At 38.3% G+C, this 15,991-nt stretch carries 13 protein-coding genes; 11 read left to right on the top strand and 2 right to left on the bottom strand.

Annotation, left to right across the window (positions count from 1 at the left end; translation table 11 throughout):
* Positions 1-242 precede the first annotated feature (242 nt).
* From ACQY77_RS17510 to ACQY77_RS17500, 3 genes are all read left to right on the top strand, one after another.
* Positions 243-1,589 carry an APC family permease gene (locus tag ACQY77_RS17510; RefSeq protein WP_421941009.1) on the top strand — a complete coding sequence of 449 codons (1,347 nt, stop codon included), beginning with the start codon at positions 243-245 and terminating at the stop codon, positions 1,587-1,589.
* A 2-nt stretch (positions 1,590-1,591) separates the two neighbouring features.
* Entirely contained in the window at positions 1,592-2,926 is a 1,335-nt protein-coding gene (locus tag ACQY77_RS17505) for an MFS transporter (RefSeq protein ID WP_421941010.1), read from the top strand.
* Positions 2,927-3,275: 349 nt separating this feature from the next.
* On the top strand, positions 3,276-4,568 hold the full coding sequence (locus tag ACQY77_RS17500) for a DEAD/DEAH box helicase (RefSeq protein WP_421941011.1): 1,293 nt from the start codon (positions 3,276-3,278) through the stop codon (positions 4,566-4,568).
* 208 nt (positions 4,569-4,776) lie between these two features.
* On the opposite strand, the gene leuS is transcribed toward ACQY77_RS17500, so the two are convergent.
* Both leuS and ACQY77_RS17490 read right to left on the bottom strand, forming a co-directional pair.
* A complete protein-coding gene (gene leuS / locus ACQY77_RS17495; protein ID WP_421941012.1) occupies positions 4,777-7,563 on the bottom strand; it encodes a leucine--tRNA ligase in 2,787 nt (928 codons plus the stop codon).
* Positions 7,564-7,746: 183 nt separating this feature from the next.
* Positions 7,747-8,172, bottom strand: a complete 426-nt coding sequence (locus tag ACQY77_RS17490) for a lipocalin family protein (RefSeq protein WP_421941013.1) — start codon at positions 8,170-8,172, stop codon at positions 7,747-7,749.
* A 439-nt stretch (positions 8,173-8,611) separates the two neighbouring features.
* On the opposite strand from ACQY77_RS17490, the gene ACQY77_RS17485 reads away from it, so the two are divergent.
* The 8 genes from ACQY77_RS17485 to ACQY77_RS17450 all read left to right on the top strand — a co-directional run bounded on the left by ACQY77_RS17485 (position 8,612) and on the right by ACQY77_RS17450 (position 15,967).
* Positions 8,612-9,490, top strand: coding sequence for a cell division protein FtsX (locus ACQY77_RS17485; RefSeq protein WP_421941014.1), 879 nt, complete (start codon positions 8,612-8,614; stop codon positions 9,488-9,490).
* Complete coding sequence (locus ACQY77_RS17480) at positions 9,490-9,714, top strand: DUF3098 domain-containing protein (protein ID WP_421941015.1); 225 nt, start codon at positions 9,490-9,492, stop codon at positions 9,712-9,714. The genes ACQY77_RS17485 and ACQY77_RS17480 overlap by 1 nt, the downstream gene beginning before the upstream one ends.
* Before the next feature lie 105 nt (positions 9,715-9,819).
* The gene (locus tag ACQY77_RS17475) at positions 9,820-10,614 is read left to right on the top strand and encodes an undecaprenyl-diphosphate phosphatase (RefSeq protein WP_421941016.1); all 795 of its coding nucleotides are present in this window, start codon (positions 9,820-9,822) and stop codon (positions 10,612-10,614) included.
* Between the two features lie 26 nt (positions 10,615-10,640).
* Entirely contained in the window at positions 10,641-11,372 is a 732-nt protein-coding gene (gene truB, locus ACQY77_RS17470) for a tRNA pseudouridine(55) synthase TruB (RefSeq protein ID WP_421941017.1), read from the top strand.
* Positions 11,369-12,232, top strand: coding sequence for a YitT family protein (locus tag ACQY77_RS17465; RefSeq protein ID WP_421941018.1), 864 nt, complete (start codon positions 11,369-11,371; stop codon positions 12,230-12,232). The genes truB and ACQY77_RS17465 overlap by 4 nt, the downstream gene beginning before the upstream one ends.
* A gap of 11 nt (positions 12,233-12,243) precedes the next feature.
* A complete protein-coding gene (locus ACQY77_RS17460) occupies positions 12,244-13,203 on the top strand; it encodes a bifunctional riboflavin kinase/FAD synthetase (RefSeq protein WP_421941019.1) in 960 nt (319 codons plus the stop codon).
* A gap of 61 nt (positions 13,204-13,264) precedes the next feature.
* Positions 13,265-13,603 (top strand): hypothetical protein, encoded by a 339-nt coding sequence (locus tag ACQY77_RS17455; RefSeq protein WP_421941020.1) that lies wholly within the window; start codon positions 13,265-13,267, stop codon positions 13,601-13,603.
* Positions 13,604-13,753: 150 nt separating this feature from the next.
* Positions 13,754-15,967, top strand: a complete 2,214-nt coding sequence (locus ACQY77_RS17450) for a cation:proton antiporter (RefSeq protein ID WP_421941021.1) — start codon at positions 13,754-13,756, stop codon at positions 15,965-15,967.
* The last annotated feature ends 24 nt before the right edge of the window (positions 15,968-15,991 follow it).

Genomic DNA, 15,991 nt, shown 5'->3' with positions numbered 1-15,991 from the left:
ACATGACATTTTTTTAGAGATGATTTGATACTTAAAGCTCCAACTTTAAATAGCGAAATATTATACAATAATAGATTTAATCTTTGACGCTGTCAACAATAAAATATCAACATTAAAAAAATACCCATTCCCCCATCCAATCATTCTCTCATTCAATCATTCTCTCATCCAATCATTCAACCATTCCCTCAGGCAATAATTTCTTTTCCTTATCTTGAGCGCACATTCCTTATTTTAAGTATATGCAGCAGAAAAAGCAACTTTCCTTGTTCGATTTATCGATGATTGTGGTAAGCTTAGTGATTGGTATGGGCATTTTTCGTACTCCGGTAAATGTTGCAGCCAAGGCACAGGTACCAGAATTATTTTATTTAGCCTGGGTTATTGGTGGCTTTGTAGCTTTTTGCGGGGCGCTCACTTACGCCGAAATCGGATCTCGCTTTCCGGTTACTGGTGGATATTACAAGATTTTTTCGATTGGTTATCATCCCTCTATTGCATTTGCGATTAATTGCATTGTGATCATTTCCAGTGCCGCATCAGTTGCCGCTATTTCAATTATCGGCGCAGAGTATGTAGGTAAAATCATCCTGCCGCAGGCATTGCAAACAGAGAATTATCGGGTAGCCATTGCCATTACCACGATCCTGGTTTTTTATCTGATTAATCTTTTAGGCTTAAAAGCGAGTTCTAAAACCCAAAACATATTAACCATTATCAAAATTGTAATGGTTTTAACTTTGATTTCTGCGATTTTCTTTGGAAGTGAACAGCAAAGTACAACTCCAGTATTCAAAACAACAGCCGGAACATTACCCACCTGGTCTGATTACGGCAAAGCCTTAGGCCTCTGCTTAATTGCAGTTTCCTTTTCTTTTGCAGGATATGCCCAAACCATCAATTTTGGTGGCGAGGTGAAAGAAGCGAAAAGGGTAATCCCACGTTCTATCATTATTGGACTAACCATTATCGTTATTTTATACCTGGCACTCAATTATGCTTATGTTAGGGTTATCGGCTTTGAAAATCTTAAATCGGCAGAAAGTATAGCTGCCATATTAGCCTCCAAAATATTCGGCCCGGCAGGTTTCAATTTGCTCTCCATCATTATTTTTTGTTCTGTGATGGGGTATGTTAATGTAAACCTCTTAAGCAATCCCAGGGCAATGTTTGCCATGGGCGAAGAGGGCGCACTGCCCAAAATATTCAGTAAAATGAATGGAAAAACGAATGTAATCACCGTTAGCCTAACCGTTTTCACCCTAATTGCGGTAACCATTATTTTTTATGCTAAAACTTTTGATAAAATATTAAACTACACCATCTTTTTAGAAAGCATCAGCATGGCCAGTTCTGCTGCAACAATTTTTGTATTGCGCAAAAAGACAGCTCATTTAGATGAAAAAACCATTTATACTGTCCCACTCTATCCCGTTTTGCCATTAATTTTTATTGCGGCCTATACATTTGTGGCGTTTAGTATTTATATTGACGATCCGAATGCGGCCCTAAACGGACTATATATTTTTATCGGATTTCTGCTCATCTACTTCTTCAGTAGATTGTTTAATAAGAAAACCACAGCTTAACAATGAATAAAACACTCTCTGGAAAACAAGAAGTAGCTTATGCAGCAGGTATGATGGGCTGGAGTATCATGACGAACATCATTATCGTGATGCTACCCTATTTCTATCTCCCGCCCAATAATGCAGGTTTACCACCCTTAGTTCCACAACTGGTTTTATTTGGTGCCTTTAACATTTTATCTATCATTGCTGCTTCGGGCAGATTAGTTGATGCGTTATTTGATCCTTTCATTGCAGCTAAAAGTGATGCCAGCACAAACAAAAATGGCAGGCGAATGCCTTTTATGAAATGGGCTATTTTACCAGCAATGCTTTTCTGCAGTCTTGTTTTTTACCCTTTAAATAAAACTGAAAGCCTGCACAATGCTTGGTGGCTGAGCCTGACGCTCTGTTTTTTCTTTATTTCTGTTACCACATATATTATCCCTTACAACGCATTATTGGCAGAGGTTACCCATACCCCTAAACAGAAGGTAAAACTCTCCAGCTATCAGCAAATTGGTTTTGTATTAGGCATCATCTTATCGGCTTGCACCAATAACTTTGCAGATCTGGTTCAGGATAACTTTCAAGTAACCGATCGCAGTGAAGCCATTCAATTTGCCATTTGGGGATTGTGTATCCTATCTGGTGTGGTAATGTTACTGCCCATTCTATTCATCAATGAAAAAGATTTTTCGGCGGCCAAACCTACACATATCCCGCTTTGGCCTGCAATTATTAATACTTTCAGCAACAAAAATTTTAAGTATTACCTCGTTTCTGATTTTGCCTTTTACACGGCCTTAAGTATAATTTCCAGTGGTTTACTTTTCTTTTGTACTGTACTCCTGGGGCTGCCGGAGTCTGAAGGCGGAAAATTTATGGGCGCCATGGTGCTAACCAGCCTGCTTTTCTACCCGATTGTAACCTTAGGTTCTGCAAGGTTTGGCAAAAAACCCTTTGTACTACTCTCTTTTGCCGTATTGTGCTTAATTTTTGTAACCATTTTCTTTTTAGGAAAACTTCCTTTTGACCCACACGATCAAATTTATTTACTGGTGCTTTCAGCGTCTTTCCCTTTGGCTGCTTTGGGCATTTTACCAACAGCCATACTTGCCGATATTGCCCAAAAAGACACCCTTGAAAGGGGAGAAAACCACGAAGGCATGTTCTTCGCTGTGAAATACCTGTTTGTTAAACTCGGACAAACACTGGGGATCGCCATTTTTGCCATGTTAACCATTTACGGCAAGGATCCTGGTCACGACTTCGGCCTGCGTTTGAACGGTATTGTAGGATTTGCACTTTGCCTGGTGGCCCTGATTTGTTTTAGTAAGTTCAAGGAAGAGAAATAACTTTTGGTAATGGTGAAAGTTGAAAGTACAAAGTTGAATGTGTATCTATTTACTTTAACTCCTCAATAGTGAATAAAACGAAATAACCAATGCCCTCCCATCTTGATACTTGATACTAAAAAGTGCAAAGTTAAAAGCTGAACGTATAAAAGAACTCGATTCCTGAAGGTCTTGCCGCCGAAACTAAGAAATACCAACAAAACAAATTTATTTACCTATCTTTGCCGCCGAAGCAGGAATATAGCCGTTGTGATTTTTTTCTCTATCACACTGATAAAGCTCTCTCCGCAAGCTAGTCCTTCATCATTGATGATTGTTCCGGCTTCTTCGCAAATTTTAGAAATTATACATGTTATTTAAAGAATTAAACCTCATAGAGCCTATTTTAAAGGCTCTTGAGACCGAAGGTTATACACAACCAACCCCTATACAAGAACAATCTATTCCAACCATTTTAAAAGGAAAAGATTTATTGGGCTGCGCACAAACCGGAACTGGTAAAACAGCCGCCTTTGCCATCCCCATGCTACAACTTTTGCATGAAAAACACATCAATACCAAGGCTTCGAAAAACATAAAAGCTTTGGTTTTGACCCCTACCAGAGAGTTAGCCATTCAGATTGAAGAAAGCTTTAAAGCTTACGGTCGTAATCTAAATCTCCGTCATTTAGTAATTTTTGGTGGTGTTGGACAAACGCCGCAAACTGATGCACTAAAAAGAGGTGTCGATATTTTAGTAGCCACACCAGGTCGTTTGCTCGATTTAATGAATCAGGGCTTTATTAACCTGAATACCATTGAACTTTTTGTATTGGATGAGGCGGATAGAATGTTGGATATGGGATTTATCCACGATGTTAAAAGAGTAGTAGCTAAATTACCTGCAAAGAGACAAACCTTGTTTTTCTCAGCCACCATGCCTGATGAAATTCAAAAATTAGCCAATACCATTTTATCCAATCCTACCAAAGTTGAAGTTACCCCTATTTCTTCTACAGCTGAAACCATCAACCAGTCTATTTATTTTGTTGATAAGCCTGATAAGAAAAAATTATTAATTCACCTGTTAGGAGATAAAAATATTGAAACAGCGCTTGTTTTTACCCGGACCAAACATGGTGCAGATCGCATTGCAAAAGACTTAAGTCATGCCGGAATCAGGGCTGCAGCCATTCATGGTAATAAATCTCAAAATGCCCGTCAAAGAGCCTTAACAGAATTTAAGGAAAAGAAAATCCGTGTATTGGTAGCTACCGATATTGCTGCACGTGGAATTGATATTGAGCAACTGTCGCATGTTTTCAATTACGAATTACCTAATATTCCCGAAAGTTACGTACACCGTATTGGACGTACAGGCAGAGCGGGAGCAAACGGGAATGCCATCTCATTCTGCGATGCTGAAGAAAATGAGTATTTACTGGATATTCAAAAATTGATTAAGATTACCCTTCCAATTGTGGAAGATCATCCTTACCCTTTAAGCTGGCAAAGTATGCTCGCTAAAGCTGAAGTTAAGCGCAAACCTCAGCGCCCTTCAAAAGGCGGCGGCAAAGGCGGAGATGGTAATATGAGTGGCAAACCAAGAAACGCCAGCAATAACAGAAGGTTTGGTGGCAATCGAAGAAAAGCTAAAGCCTAATCAAAGTCAAAAACTGTAAATACAAGGAGTCGGGAGACCTGGAACCTAAACCTAGTCCAGTTAATAGCTAAACAGCTTTCAGTTGGCTGTGTTGCGCTAGCAGTTAAACAATTATCCTACCAAATAAAAAACCCGAGAAGTACAAACTCCTCGGGTTTTTCTTTATGCTATTTTATATTCCGCTATTGGCTTAGTCTTTCTGCTCAAACTAAACCACTACGTTAATAATTTTCCCTTTAACAAAAATGATCTTTTTAGGCGCTTTGCCTTCTAAGTATTTCTGGAATTGCTCATTTGCTAAAACAATCTCTTCGACTTCATTTTGCGCTAACGTTAAAGGCAGATTAATGTTCATCTTCATTTTACCGTTTACTGAAACCGGATAAGCAAACTCATCTTCTACCAGGTAAGCCGGATTGAAGGCTGGAAATTTGGCATATGAAAGTGTTCCGGCTTCATTACCCAATAAAACCCAAAGTTCCTCGCAGATATGTGGCGCATAAGGTGATAAAATAATCACCATATCTTCTAATACCTGACGGTTTTTGCATTTTAAATCCGTCAGTTCATTCACTGCAATCATAAAGCTGGACACAGAGGTATTGAATGAGAAACGTTCAATATCTTCCTGTACCTTCTTGATGATTTTATGTAATGATTTCAATTCAGCCTTGGTTGGAATGGCATCATTAACATGGAAGGTCCAGTCTTCATTGTGAAACAAACGCCAGAATTTACGTAAGAATTTGAAAACCCCTTCAATGCCGTTAGTATTCCATGGCTTACTTTGCTCTAACGGACCTAAAAACATTTCGTACATACGCAAAGTATCGGCACCATAACGCTCAATCAAATCATCCGGATTTACTACGTTGAACTTTGATTTAGACATTTTTTCTACCTCTACCCCACAAATGTATTTACCACTTTCTAAGATAAATTCTGCATTGGCATATTCTTCTCGCCAGGCTTTGAACTTATTTAAGTCAAGTATATCGTTATCTACAATGTTTACGTCAACATGCAGTGCTGTTGTTTTATAATCTTTTCTTAATCCAGCAGATACATAGGTATTTGTTGGTTTACCAGCCTCATCACTTACACGGTAAACAAAGTTACTTCTACCCTGAATCATGCCCTGGTTTATCAATTTTTTGAACGGCTCCTCCTCTTGCGTATACCCCAAATCTTTCAAAAACTTGTTCCAGAAACGGCTGTACAATAAATGTCCGGTAGCATGTTCAGAACCACCGATATATAAATCAACAGATTTCCAGTAATCAACTGCTTCTTTTGAAGCAAAAGCACGGTTATTTTGAGCATCCATATAACGATACCAGTACCAGCTGCTACCTGCCCAACCTGGCATGGTGCTTAGCTCATACTCATATTGATCTTCATATTTCCAATCTTCTGCTCTGCCCAATGGTGGTTCACCACTTTCTGTAGGCAAATATTTATCAATTTCGGGCAATAATAAAGGCAATTCTTCTTCTTGTAACAAATAAGGAAGACCATCTTTAAAGTACACCGGAATAGGTTCTCCCCAATATCTCTGGCGACCAAAAATCGCATCACGCTGACGGAAGTTCACCTTCGCTTTACCCAATCCCTTTTCTTCTAACCAGTTATTTAAAAATGGTACAGCCTCTTGGTAGGTCATGCCATTAATAAAGCCAGAATTAATGTATTTACCTTCTTTGGTTGGATCGGCCTGAACATCAATTTCTTTTTGTGCATCTAAAATCTGAACTATAGGTAAATTAAAGTGTGTAGCAAATAACCAATCGCGCTGATCGCCACTAGGTACCCCCATTACGGCACCAGTACCATAACCTGCTAAAACGTAATCGGCAATCCATAGCTGAACACGTTCGCCACTTACCGGATTAATTACGTAGGTACCTGTAAAAGCACCAGAAACAGTTTTAGTATCCGCCATACGGTCTAATTCTGATTTCTTTTTAGTTTTGGCAATATAACTTTCAATATCTGCCTTTTGTTCGGCAGTAGTTAATTCTGCAACCCATTCATGCTCTGGTGCCAGCACCAGATAAGAAACCCCAAAAATGGTATCTACACGGGTAGTAAATACTTCAATTTGTTTGTCACTACCTTCTACCTGGAATTTTACTGAAGCTCCAACACTTTTACCAATCCAGTTGCGTTGCATTTCTTTTAATGGTTCAGGCCAGTCAATAATATCCAATCCACTTAATAATCTATCGGCATAGGCTGTAATCCGCATACTCCACTGCATCATTTTCTTTTGCTCTACCGGAAATCCACCACGCTCAGAAAAGCCATCTTTAACTTCATCATTGGCTAAAACGGTTCCCAGGGCCGGGCACCAGTTTACCGTACTTTCCTTCAAATAGGTTAAACGATATTTCAAAAGCTCTTTTTGTTTTTCCTCATCTGTAAAGGTTGCCCAATCGCTTGGCAAGAATGATTTAGTATCCTCATCACTAACCGCTTTAACATCTGCTGTACCTGAAGCATTGAACTTTTCTATCAAAGTAGAAATATCTTCTGCACGGTTGTTCTCGATGTTATACCAGGAATTAAACAGTTGCATAAAAATCCACTGTGTCCATTTATAATAAGATGGTTCGCTGGTACGCACTTCCTTGCTCCAATCGAATGAAAAACCAATTTGATCTAATTGGCGACGATAGGTGGCGATATTGGCTTCAGTAGTAATTGCGGGGTGTTGCCCGGTTTGAATAGCATATTGCTCTGCAGGCAAACCAAAGGAATCATATCCCATTGGGTGCAACACATTATAACCTTTAAGCCTTTTATATCTTGAAAAAATATCAGATGCAATGTATCCGAGCGGATGACCAACGTGTAAACCTGCCCCAGATGGATAAGGGAACATGTCTAACACATAGTATTTTGGTTTTTCCGAATTACTTTCGGCCTTAAAGGTTTGGTTGTCGGCCCAAAATTTCTGCCATTTTTGCTCTATTTCTTTGAATTGATAATCCATTGCAAGTTTTAATTTTTAAAGCTGCGAAATTACAGAAATTAAAGGGTTTTTGAAACATATTGAGGGGAATTACCAATTCGGCAAAAAAAGCCTTTATAAGCATATCTGAGCAAAATAAAAGCAAAAAAATACGCCACACAAAAACTTTGCGTGGCGTGAGTAATAAATCCGGGACTTAATTTTTTATCTTGATAAGGTATAAACTTTTACAACGCTGGTTTTATCAATTTTTGCGGTAAAAGTAAGCTTGTTATCCGTAAGTGTATTGATTGTGCAATATGAAGATCCATCTGCTGCGAAAACCATGTTAAAACCATCGCCTGTGCCAATATAGGTTCCTATGTTTGTATTAGATTGTGAAGTGATCGGATTGGTTAAACGCAATTCAACCTGATCATCGTTATTAGATTTAAAATCCATATAATCCCCAGTTACCCCAAAAGTGCCATTTTTGGACACCTCTGTTCCGGTATAACCAGTAACTTCAACTTTGTTAACATTCCATTTACCCATTATGCGGGCTTTTACAGATTGATCATCTTTTTTACAGGATACAAGTGAGATAGCGGTTAAAATAAATAAACAAAGGGATGTAATTTTTGCTTTCATAGCAGATTAATTGTTTAAGGTTTTAATAATTAACGCCTGATCACCAAATTTCGTACCGTTTTTTTACAAAAAACAGAAAAACCTTCTGCAAAGTACTTTTTTAGAGCTTTTTCACCCAATTTATTAAAGCTACTTTGAAGCAATTTCTGTACAAGAAGAGAGTTGAGTAGTCATTGAATCTTTCATTGGTCGTGGTTCATTAGTCATTTGTCATTTGTCATTGGTCATTGGTCATTGATTCATATGTTATTCGTCATGGATGGATTCGCTCATTCAAAACTCAATCCCACCCGATCATTCAATCATTCAATCATTCAATCATTCAATCATTCAATCATTCAAAACTCAGTCATTCAAAAATTCATTATCCATCATTAAATCATTAAATTGGCGTTTATCAGGTATAATTTATATTTTCGCAAAAACAAAATTGAAATACATGGAAGAATTCGAAGTAAGCGACGCATCTAAGAAGACCAAAACGGTATATATTTCTACAATATTTAGTATTGCTTTGGTTTTGTTAATGTTGGGGCTACTTGGCTTAGTACTTGTTCATGCCAAAAACCTGTCTAACTATGTTAAAGAAAACATTGTTTTAAACATCATTGTAGATGAGGGCGCTAAAGAAGCAGATGTGCTGGCTTTTCAAAAAGAGCTTAATGCAAATCCTGCGGTTAAACAAACACAGTATGTAAATAAAGAGCTGGCAGCCAGAAACTTAACTCAGGATTTAGGCGAAGATTTTGTTAACTTTTTGGGCTACAACCCTTTAACATCCACTTTCGATATTTATCTAAAGGCAGACCATGCCAATAACAAAAGCATTGAGGCACTTAAAACCAGTATTTCAAAAAATCCGGTTGTAAAAGAAGTGGTTTACCAAAGTTCATTAATTGATATGGTAAATAACAACATCAACACCATCGGATTAATCATCATTGCCTTTGCGGCAGTGTTATTGGTTATCGCGTTGGCCCTGATTAACAACACCATCCGCCTGGCCATATACTCTCAACGCTTTTTAATTAAAAGTATGCAGCTAGTTGGTGCAACGAAAAATTTTATCCGACGTCCTTTTCTATTGTATGCTGCTTTGCATGGATTAATCGCGGCCTTTATTGCAATTATTATCCTATTGGCAACCTTAATTTATGCAAGAAAAGAAGTACCAGAAATTATTATCCTCAACAACTACAAAGAATTTGGTTTCGTATTTGTTGGATTATTAATTATTGGCATTTTTATTACCGGTATAAGTACCTGGTTTGCAGTAAGTAGATATTTACGTTTAAAATCTTATCACCTATACAGATAATGGCAGAAAAAAAAACAAGTCCGATTTCAAAGGACAATAACAGTGAATTGGTTTTTACCAAGAAAAACTACCAGCTATTAATTATCAGCATGGCAATAGTTGTAGTGGGCTTTATCTTAATGATGGGTACTACAGACATCTATGATTTCAGAAAAACCTTACTTGCTCCGTTGGTGGTATTGTTTGGTTTTGGCTTTGGTGTTTATGCTATTCTAAAAAAATAATTGATCCTGTTTAGGATTATCATCAATCACATTTAATGTTAAAAGGAAAATCTGCTAACTTTTAGGTTTTCCTTTTATTTATTGTTGTGCTATCTCCCAAAAAACATGAATTCTTTTGAAGCGATTGTCCTTGCCGTAGTTGAAGGATTAACCGAGTTTTTGCCTGTTTCGAGTACAGGACATATGATTATTGCCTCATCAACAATGGGCATCGCAACAGAACCTTTTGTTAAATTATTTACCATTGCCATTCAACTGGGAGCTATCCTTTCTGTTTTGGTGTTATATTTTAAAAGGTTTTTTAAATCTGTACATTTTTATCTCAAGCTTGCTGTAGCCTTTATTCCTGCGGCAGTTTTTGGACTGTTGTTGAGCAAAAAAATTGACGAGTTGCTGGAAAGCCCTATGGCTGTAGGCATATCCTTATTAATTGGCGGGGTAATTCTTTTATTCGTTGATAAATGGTTTGATAAGCCAACCATCAATGAAGAAGAAGATGTAAACTACCTTACCGCATTAAAAATTGGTTTCTTCCAGTGTATTGCCATGATTCCGGGCGTTTCCCGTTCAGGTGCCACCATTGTTGGGGGAATGAGCCAGAAACTGAGCAGAAAAGTTGCGGCAGAGTTTTCATTCTTTTTAGCCGTTCCTACCATGTTTGCCGCAACAGCCAAAAAACTTTATGACTTTTATAAAGAAGGGCATGCCATTACGCACGACCAGGTTAATTTATTGATTATTGGAAATGTAGTGGCTTTTGTAGTAGCTTTATTAGCCATCAAAAGTTTTATAGGCTACCTCAATAAAAATGGATTTAGAATATTTGGCTGGTACAGAATTATTGCCGGACTGGTAATCATCATCTTACTGGCAACCGGACACAACCTGCAAATTATTTAATCTGTATCTTTGCCGAAAAAAGATTCGTGAGTACAGAAAATTCCAAATTTAGAGACTTCAATTTTGCTGAAGGAGAATTATTGCTGATTAATAAGCCATACAAATGGACTTCATTTGATGTGGTAGGCAAAATCCGTAATTCATTAAAGCCTTTAAAGCTTAAAGTAGGCCATGCGGGCACTTTAGATCCATTGGCTACCGGACTGCTTATTATCTGTACCGGAAAATTAACCAAACAGATTGACACCTTTCAGGCAGAAGAAAAAGAATATACCGGAACCATGATCTTGGGGGCTACCACACCTTCATTCGATATGGAGACCGAGGTAGACACCACCTTTGACATCAGCCATCTTACCGAAGAAGCCATATATGCCGCATGCCAACCTTTTATTGGCGATATTGAGCAATATCCTCCTGCGCATTCTGCGGTTAAAATAAATGGAGAAAGATTGTATGTTAAGGCCCGATTGGGCGAAGAGGTGGAGCTCCGTAAACGGTTTGTTAGCGTACCGGAATTTGAAATAACCAGAATAGCGCTTCCGGAGGTAGATTTCAGGATAGTTTGCAGTAAGGGGACCTATATCCGTTCCTTAGTTTCTGATTTTGGAAAGCAATTAAATAATGGCGCTTACCTTTCCAAACTTACCCGTACCCGCAGTGGAAACTTTTTACTCCAGAATGCGTTTGAGGTATTAGAACTTGTTAATTATATTCGTAGCAAGAAAGAAGAAGCCAAAATTCAATCTGAAATATGAACAGACACTTCAAGAGTAAAAACAGCCGCTTTGTTAGAGAATTATTCTTAATTATTGCTGGCGTAACATCTGCTTGTTTTGGTTTGAAAAGTTTCTTAATGCCCAGCCATTTTATAGATGGCGGAGTTACAGGTATCTCACTGCTGGTAAGCACGCTTACCAAATGGAATCTGTCGTATTTGATCGTCATCATCAATATTCCTTTTGTTATTTTAGGTTTTAGGCAAATAGGTAAGGCTTTTGCGGTTAAAACGGCTATTGCCATTGCAGGACTTTCATTGGCACTGATCTTCATTCCTTTTCAACCCATTACCCATGATAAACTGCTGATAGCCTTCTTTGGCGGACTTTTTCTTGGTGGAGGAATTGGCTTGGCTATGCGTGGGGGCTGCGTAATTGATGGAACAGAGGTTCTTGCCCTTTACATCAGTAAAAACAGTATCCTTACTGTGGGTAACATCATATTGATCTTAAACATTATCATCTTCGCTTTTGCTGCCTATTTTTTAAATATAGAAACGGCACTTTATGCCATTCTAACCTATTTATCTGCTTCGAGTACGATTGATTTTATTGTAAACGGTGTAGAGCAGTATACCGGGGTTACCATCATTTCCGATCACCGTGATGCCATTAAGGGCTTCATTATTAACGAAATGAAACGCGGGGTAACGATTTACAAAGGCGAAGGTGGCTACGGTGAACAAAAAGATATTGATATCCTGTTTACTGTAGTTACCAAACTTGAAATGAGTAAATTGCAAACAATGATCAGGCAAATTGATCCGGATGCTTTCGTAATACAACAACAAATTGCCGATTTAAAAGGCGGAGTGGTTAAACGCCATGCACTACATTAATCTTTAATCCATTGAAAATATATCAGCACCTTTCAGATTTTAAAAAATTAGACCATGCTATTGTAACTATTGGCACTTTTGACGGTGTGCATTTTGGCCATCAGAAAATCATTAAGCAACTGGTTGAAAGGGCTAAACAAGACCAGGGAGAGAGCGTCATTTTAACCTTCTTCCCCCACCCGCGAATGATTATTGACCCTGAAAATCAGGACTTGAAAATGATCAGTACCATCGATGAAAAAGCCAAGATATTAGAGACTTTAGGTGTAGATCATTTAATTATTACACCCTTCACACGCGATTTTTCGAATCAAAGTCCGGAAGACTATATTAAAAACACTCTAGTGGATAATATTGGCACCAGACATATCATTATTGGTTACGATCATCGTTTCGGGAAAGATCGTTCAGGAAATCTAAGTGATTTAAAAGCTGCCGGGAAAACCTACGGTTTTTCGGTAGAGGAAATTATGGAACAGGATATTCATGATGTTGCCGTAAGTTCAACCAAAATCCGGCAGGCCCTGCTGGAAGGCAACGTTAGTTTAGCTGCAGATTATCTCGGCTACCCTTTTTCTATCTTTGGAAGAGTGATTAAAGGCGATAAGATCGGTAGAACAATTGGCTTTCCTACTGCCAATATATTTGTAGAAGAAACCTATAAACTTATCCCAAGTGATGGTATTTATGCTGTAACGGTAGAGATGGAGGCTGAGCTACCCGCTTCAAACACCAAACTCCAAACATACAAAGGCATGGCGTATATTGGTCAGCGCCCAACCATTAACGGTATGACCCGAAATATTGAGGTAAATATCTTCGATTTTAACCATGAAATATATGGCCAGAATATTAAAATGAATTTCTTAAAATTCTTGCGTCACGATGTAAAATTTACGGGTTTGGAAGCCCTTACCGTTCAACTCCAAAAAGACAAAGAGGCTACCCTCGCCTACTTTGATTCCCTTTAATAACTGTATTAATTGCAGTTTTAACTTTCAAAAAAGCCTCATTTTCGTTATATTAGCGGCAATGAGGTTTTTCTACATTATTATTTTCATGGTATTGGGCATCGGTTTAGGAAACAACTTAACCGAAACCTCTTCACCTGAACAAAAAACCGTAGCCAAAGCATACCTCATTAAGCAAAAGATTTTTTCTAAGTTAAATTCATCGTCCCCAGATAATGAAACCTTGCAAAAGGATTTCATTCACCATCCTCAATTTGAAAATATTAACGCATTCACAGTAATATTTTTTTTATTGGCTTTTGTTGTTTTTATCAAAGCCCTTAGGGTTTTATACAAGCGTCAGCAAAACAACTACACCTGCCAGTTTAAACTATTATTCCCTGAACATGCTTTTTGGTAAATAGTGTGCTAAATTGAAAGAACGAAGGAGCGATCTACAGATGGAACGATTATACGTTCAATCCATTTCCCTCCTGCTGCTTTATCATTTTTCCGAAAACAAATAATATGCGCCTGGCGCTGAAAAATATTTAACCTATTATTATTTTAAATGCATTTACCTGATTTAATAGCCGATTTAGGGCTAATTCTTGCTGCTGCTGGAATTACCACGCTCATATTTAAAAAAATTAAACAGCCACTGGTTTTAGGCTACATCCTTGCAGGCCTTTTGGTGAGCAGGCACTTTGATTTTCTACCCTCTGTAACCGATACCAAAAGCATCAACATTTGGGGTGAGATTGGTGTAATATTTTTACTCTTCAGTTTAGGACTAGAATTCAGTTTCAAGAAACTGGTTAAAGTTGGGGGATCTTCTTCTATTACCGCTGTAGTAGAAGTTATTTTTATGTTGCTGATAGGTTTTGCGGCTGGGAAATTAATGGGCTGGAAAACCATGGATAGTATATTTCTTGGTGGAATTCTCTCAGTTTCTTCTACAACGATCATTATCAGGGCATTTGAAGAGTTAGGTGTAAAGCACAAAAAGTTTGCCGGATTAGTTTTCGGTGTGCTGATTGTTGAGGACTTAGTGGCAATTTTATTGCTTGTACTCCTATCTACCCTCGCGGTGAGCCAGCAATTTGCCGGCAGTGAAATGCTGATTTCAATACTTAAACTCGCTTTTTTCTTAGTCCTGTGGTTTTTAGGTGGAATATTTTTAATTCCAACCTTTTTAAAGGCTACCAGAAAACTCATGAATGATGAAACCATGCTCATCGTTTCACTCGCGCTGTGCTTAATCATGGTGTTGCTGGCGGTGAAGGTAGGCTTCTCTCCTGCCCTGGGTGCATTTATTATGGGTTCAATCTTAGCCGAAACCACGCAGGCCGAAAAAATAGAACACCTCGTAAAGTCCGTTAAAGATTTATTTGCCGCAATCTTTTTCGTGTCGGTAGGGATGTTAATTAATCCGCAAATATTATTGGACTACAGTATTCCCATTATTGTGGTTACCCTGGCTACGGTTGGAGGAAAATTAATCAGCACTACGCTGGGTGCACTACTCTCGGGACAACCGCTGAAAACTTCTGTTCAGGCCGGGATGAGTTTGGCGCAAATAGGTGAGTTTTCTTTCATCATTGCCACCCTCGGCTTAACCCTAAAAGTAACCAGCGATTTCTTGTACCCAATTGCAGTTGCTGCTTCGGCCATTACAACTTTTACTACGCCATACCTCATCAAATCCTCCGAATCCTTTTATAACTTTCTCAACCGGATTCTACCTCAAAAATGGCTTGATGGCATTAGCCGTTATAGCTCTAGTACTGCCGGTATTACCACTTTAAGCGATTGGAAAATCCTGCTCCGCAGTTATGCTTTTAATACAGTTATCCATTCGGTTATTATTGTAGCCGTCATATTCCTGGCTTCCCGCTATATCCAGCCCTTTATTGCTCAAAATGTAGTTAATGGTATCCAGGCAACTATTTTTAGTTTAGTCGTTTCATTTATAATCATGGCGCCTTTTTTATGGGCACTATCTATTCGCAGAATTCAAAAAACAGCCTATTCACATCTTTGGCTAAATAAAAAATATACCCGCGGACCACTTATTGCGATTGAGGTATTCAGAATTGCATTGGGAATTTTCTTTGTAGGCTTTTTAATGTACGAATTCTTTGATACCTGGGTTGCAGCCGGAATTGCATTGATTTTGATTATCCTGGTCATGGTAATCTTCTCGAGAAAGCTACAGGCTTTCTATAACAAACTAGAAAAACGCTTTATCCTCAACCTTAATGCACGGGAAAATCAAAAACCAGCCATTTTACCCTGGGATACTCACTTAACAGAACTTACGGTATCTCCTGAATCTGAAGTGGTAGGCAGAACATTGGCCACACTCATGATCAGGGAAAAGTATGGTGTTAATATTGCGCTGATAGAACGTGGAAGAAATAGCATTCCTACCCCGGGAAGAGGAGAACGCCTTTATCCCAATGATAAATTACTTTTAATCGGTGCCGACGATCAATTGGCGGCAGTTAAAAGTATATTAGAAATTGAAGGGCCGGAAATCGCTTCAGAGGATAGATTCCCAGATAAAGAAATGAGCCTTCAAAAGGTGATTGTACATGCCGAATCTCCTGTACATGGTTTAAGTATCCGAAATGCAGGGATAAGAGAAAAAGCACAAGCCTTAATTGTAGGTATTGAACGTGGAACTGACCGGATTTTAAACCCTTCATCAGACTTTGTTTTTGATACCGGAGATGTTGTTTGGATTGTTGGGAATAATAAGAAGATTAAGGAGGTTATTTAGGTTGGGAATTTATTGTTATTATTG

Source organism: Pedobacter sp. (assembly GCF_965279535.1).
In the GTDB taxonomy this organism is placed as follows: domain Bacteria; phylum Bacteroidota; class Bacteroidia; order Sphingobacteriales; family Sphingobacteriaceae; genus Pedobacter.
The sequence above is the reverse complement of the archived record's forward strand: the minus strand, read 5'-3'. Positions and strand labels throughout refer to the sequence as shown.

Excerpts from the sequence above, each read along its gene's own strand:
- ACQY77_RS17510 (WP_421941009.1), top strand. The coding sequence starts at position 243 with ATGCAGCAGAAAAAGCAACTTTCCTTGTTCGATTTATCGATGATTGTG.
- ACQY77_RS17505 (WP_421941010.1), top strand. The coding sequence starts at position 1,592 with ATGAATAAAACACTCTCTGGAAAACAAGAAGTAGCTTATGCAGCAGGT.
- ACQY77_RS17500 (WP_421941011.1), top strand. The coding sequence starts at position 3,276 with ATGTTATTTAAAGAATTAAACCTCATAGAGCCTATTTTAAAGGCTCTT.
- leuS (WP_421941012.1), bottom strand. The coding sequence starts at position 7,563 with ATGGATTATCAATTCAAAGAAATAGAGCAAAAATGGCAGAAATTTTGG.
- ACQY77_RS17490 (WP_421941013.1), bottom strand. The coding sequence starts at position 8,172 with ATGAAAGCAAAAATTACATCCCTTTGTTTATTTATTTTAACCGCTATC.
- ACQY77_RS17485 (WP_421941014.1), top strand. The coding sequence starts at position 8,612 with ATGGAAGAATTCGAAGTAAGCGACGCATCTAAGAAGACCAAAACGGTA.
- ACQY77_RS17480 (WP_421941015.1), top strand. The coding sequence starts at position 9,490 with ATGGCAGAAAAAAAAACAAGTCCGATTTCAAAGGACAATAACAGTGAA.
- ACQY77_RS17475 (WP_421941016.1), top strand. The coding sequence starts at position 9,820 with ATGAATTCTTTTGAAGCGATTGTCCTTGCCGTAGTTGAAGGATTAACC.
- ACQY77_RS17465 (WP_421941018.1), top strand. The coding sequence starts at position 11,369 with ATGAACAGACACTTCAAGAGTAAAAACAGCCGCTTTGTTAGAGAATTA.
- ACQY77_RS17455 (WP_421941020.1), top strand. The coding sequence starts at position 13,265 with ATGAGGTTTTTCTACATTATTATTTTCATGGTATTGGGCATCGGTTTA.
- ACQY77_RS17450 (WP_421941021.1), top strand. The coding sequence starts at position 13,754 with ATGCATTTACCTGATTTAATAGCCGATTTAGGGCTAATTCTTGCTGCT.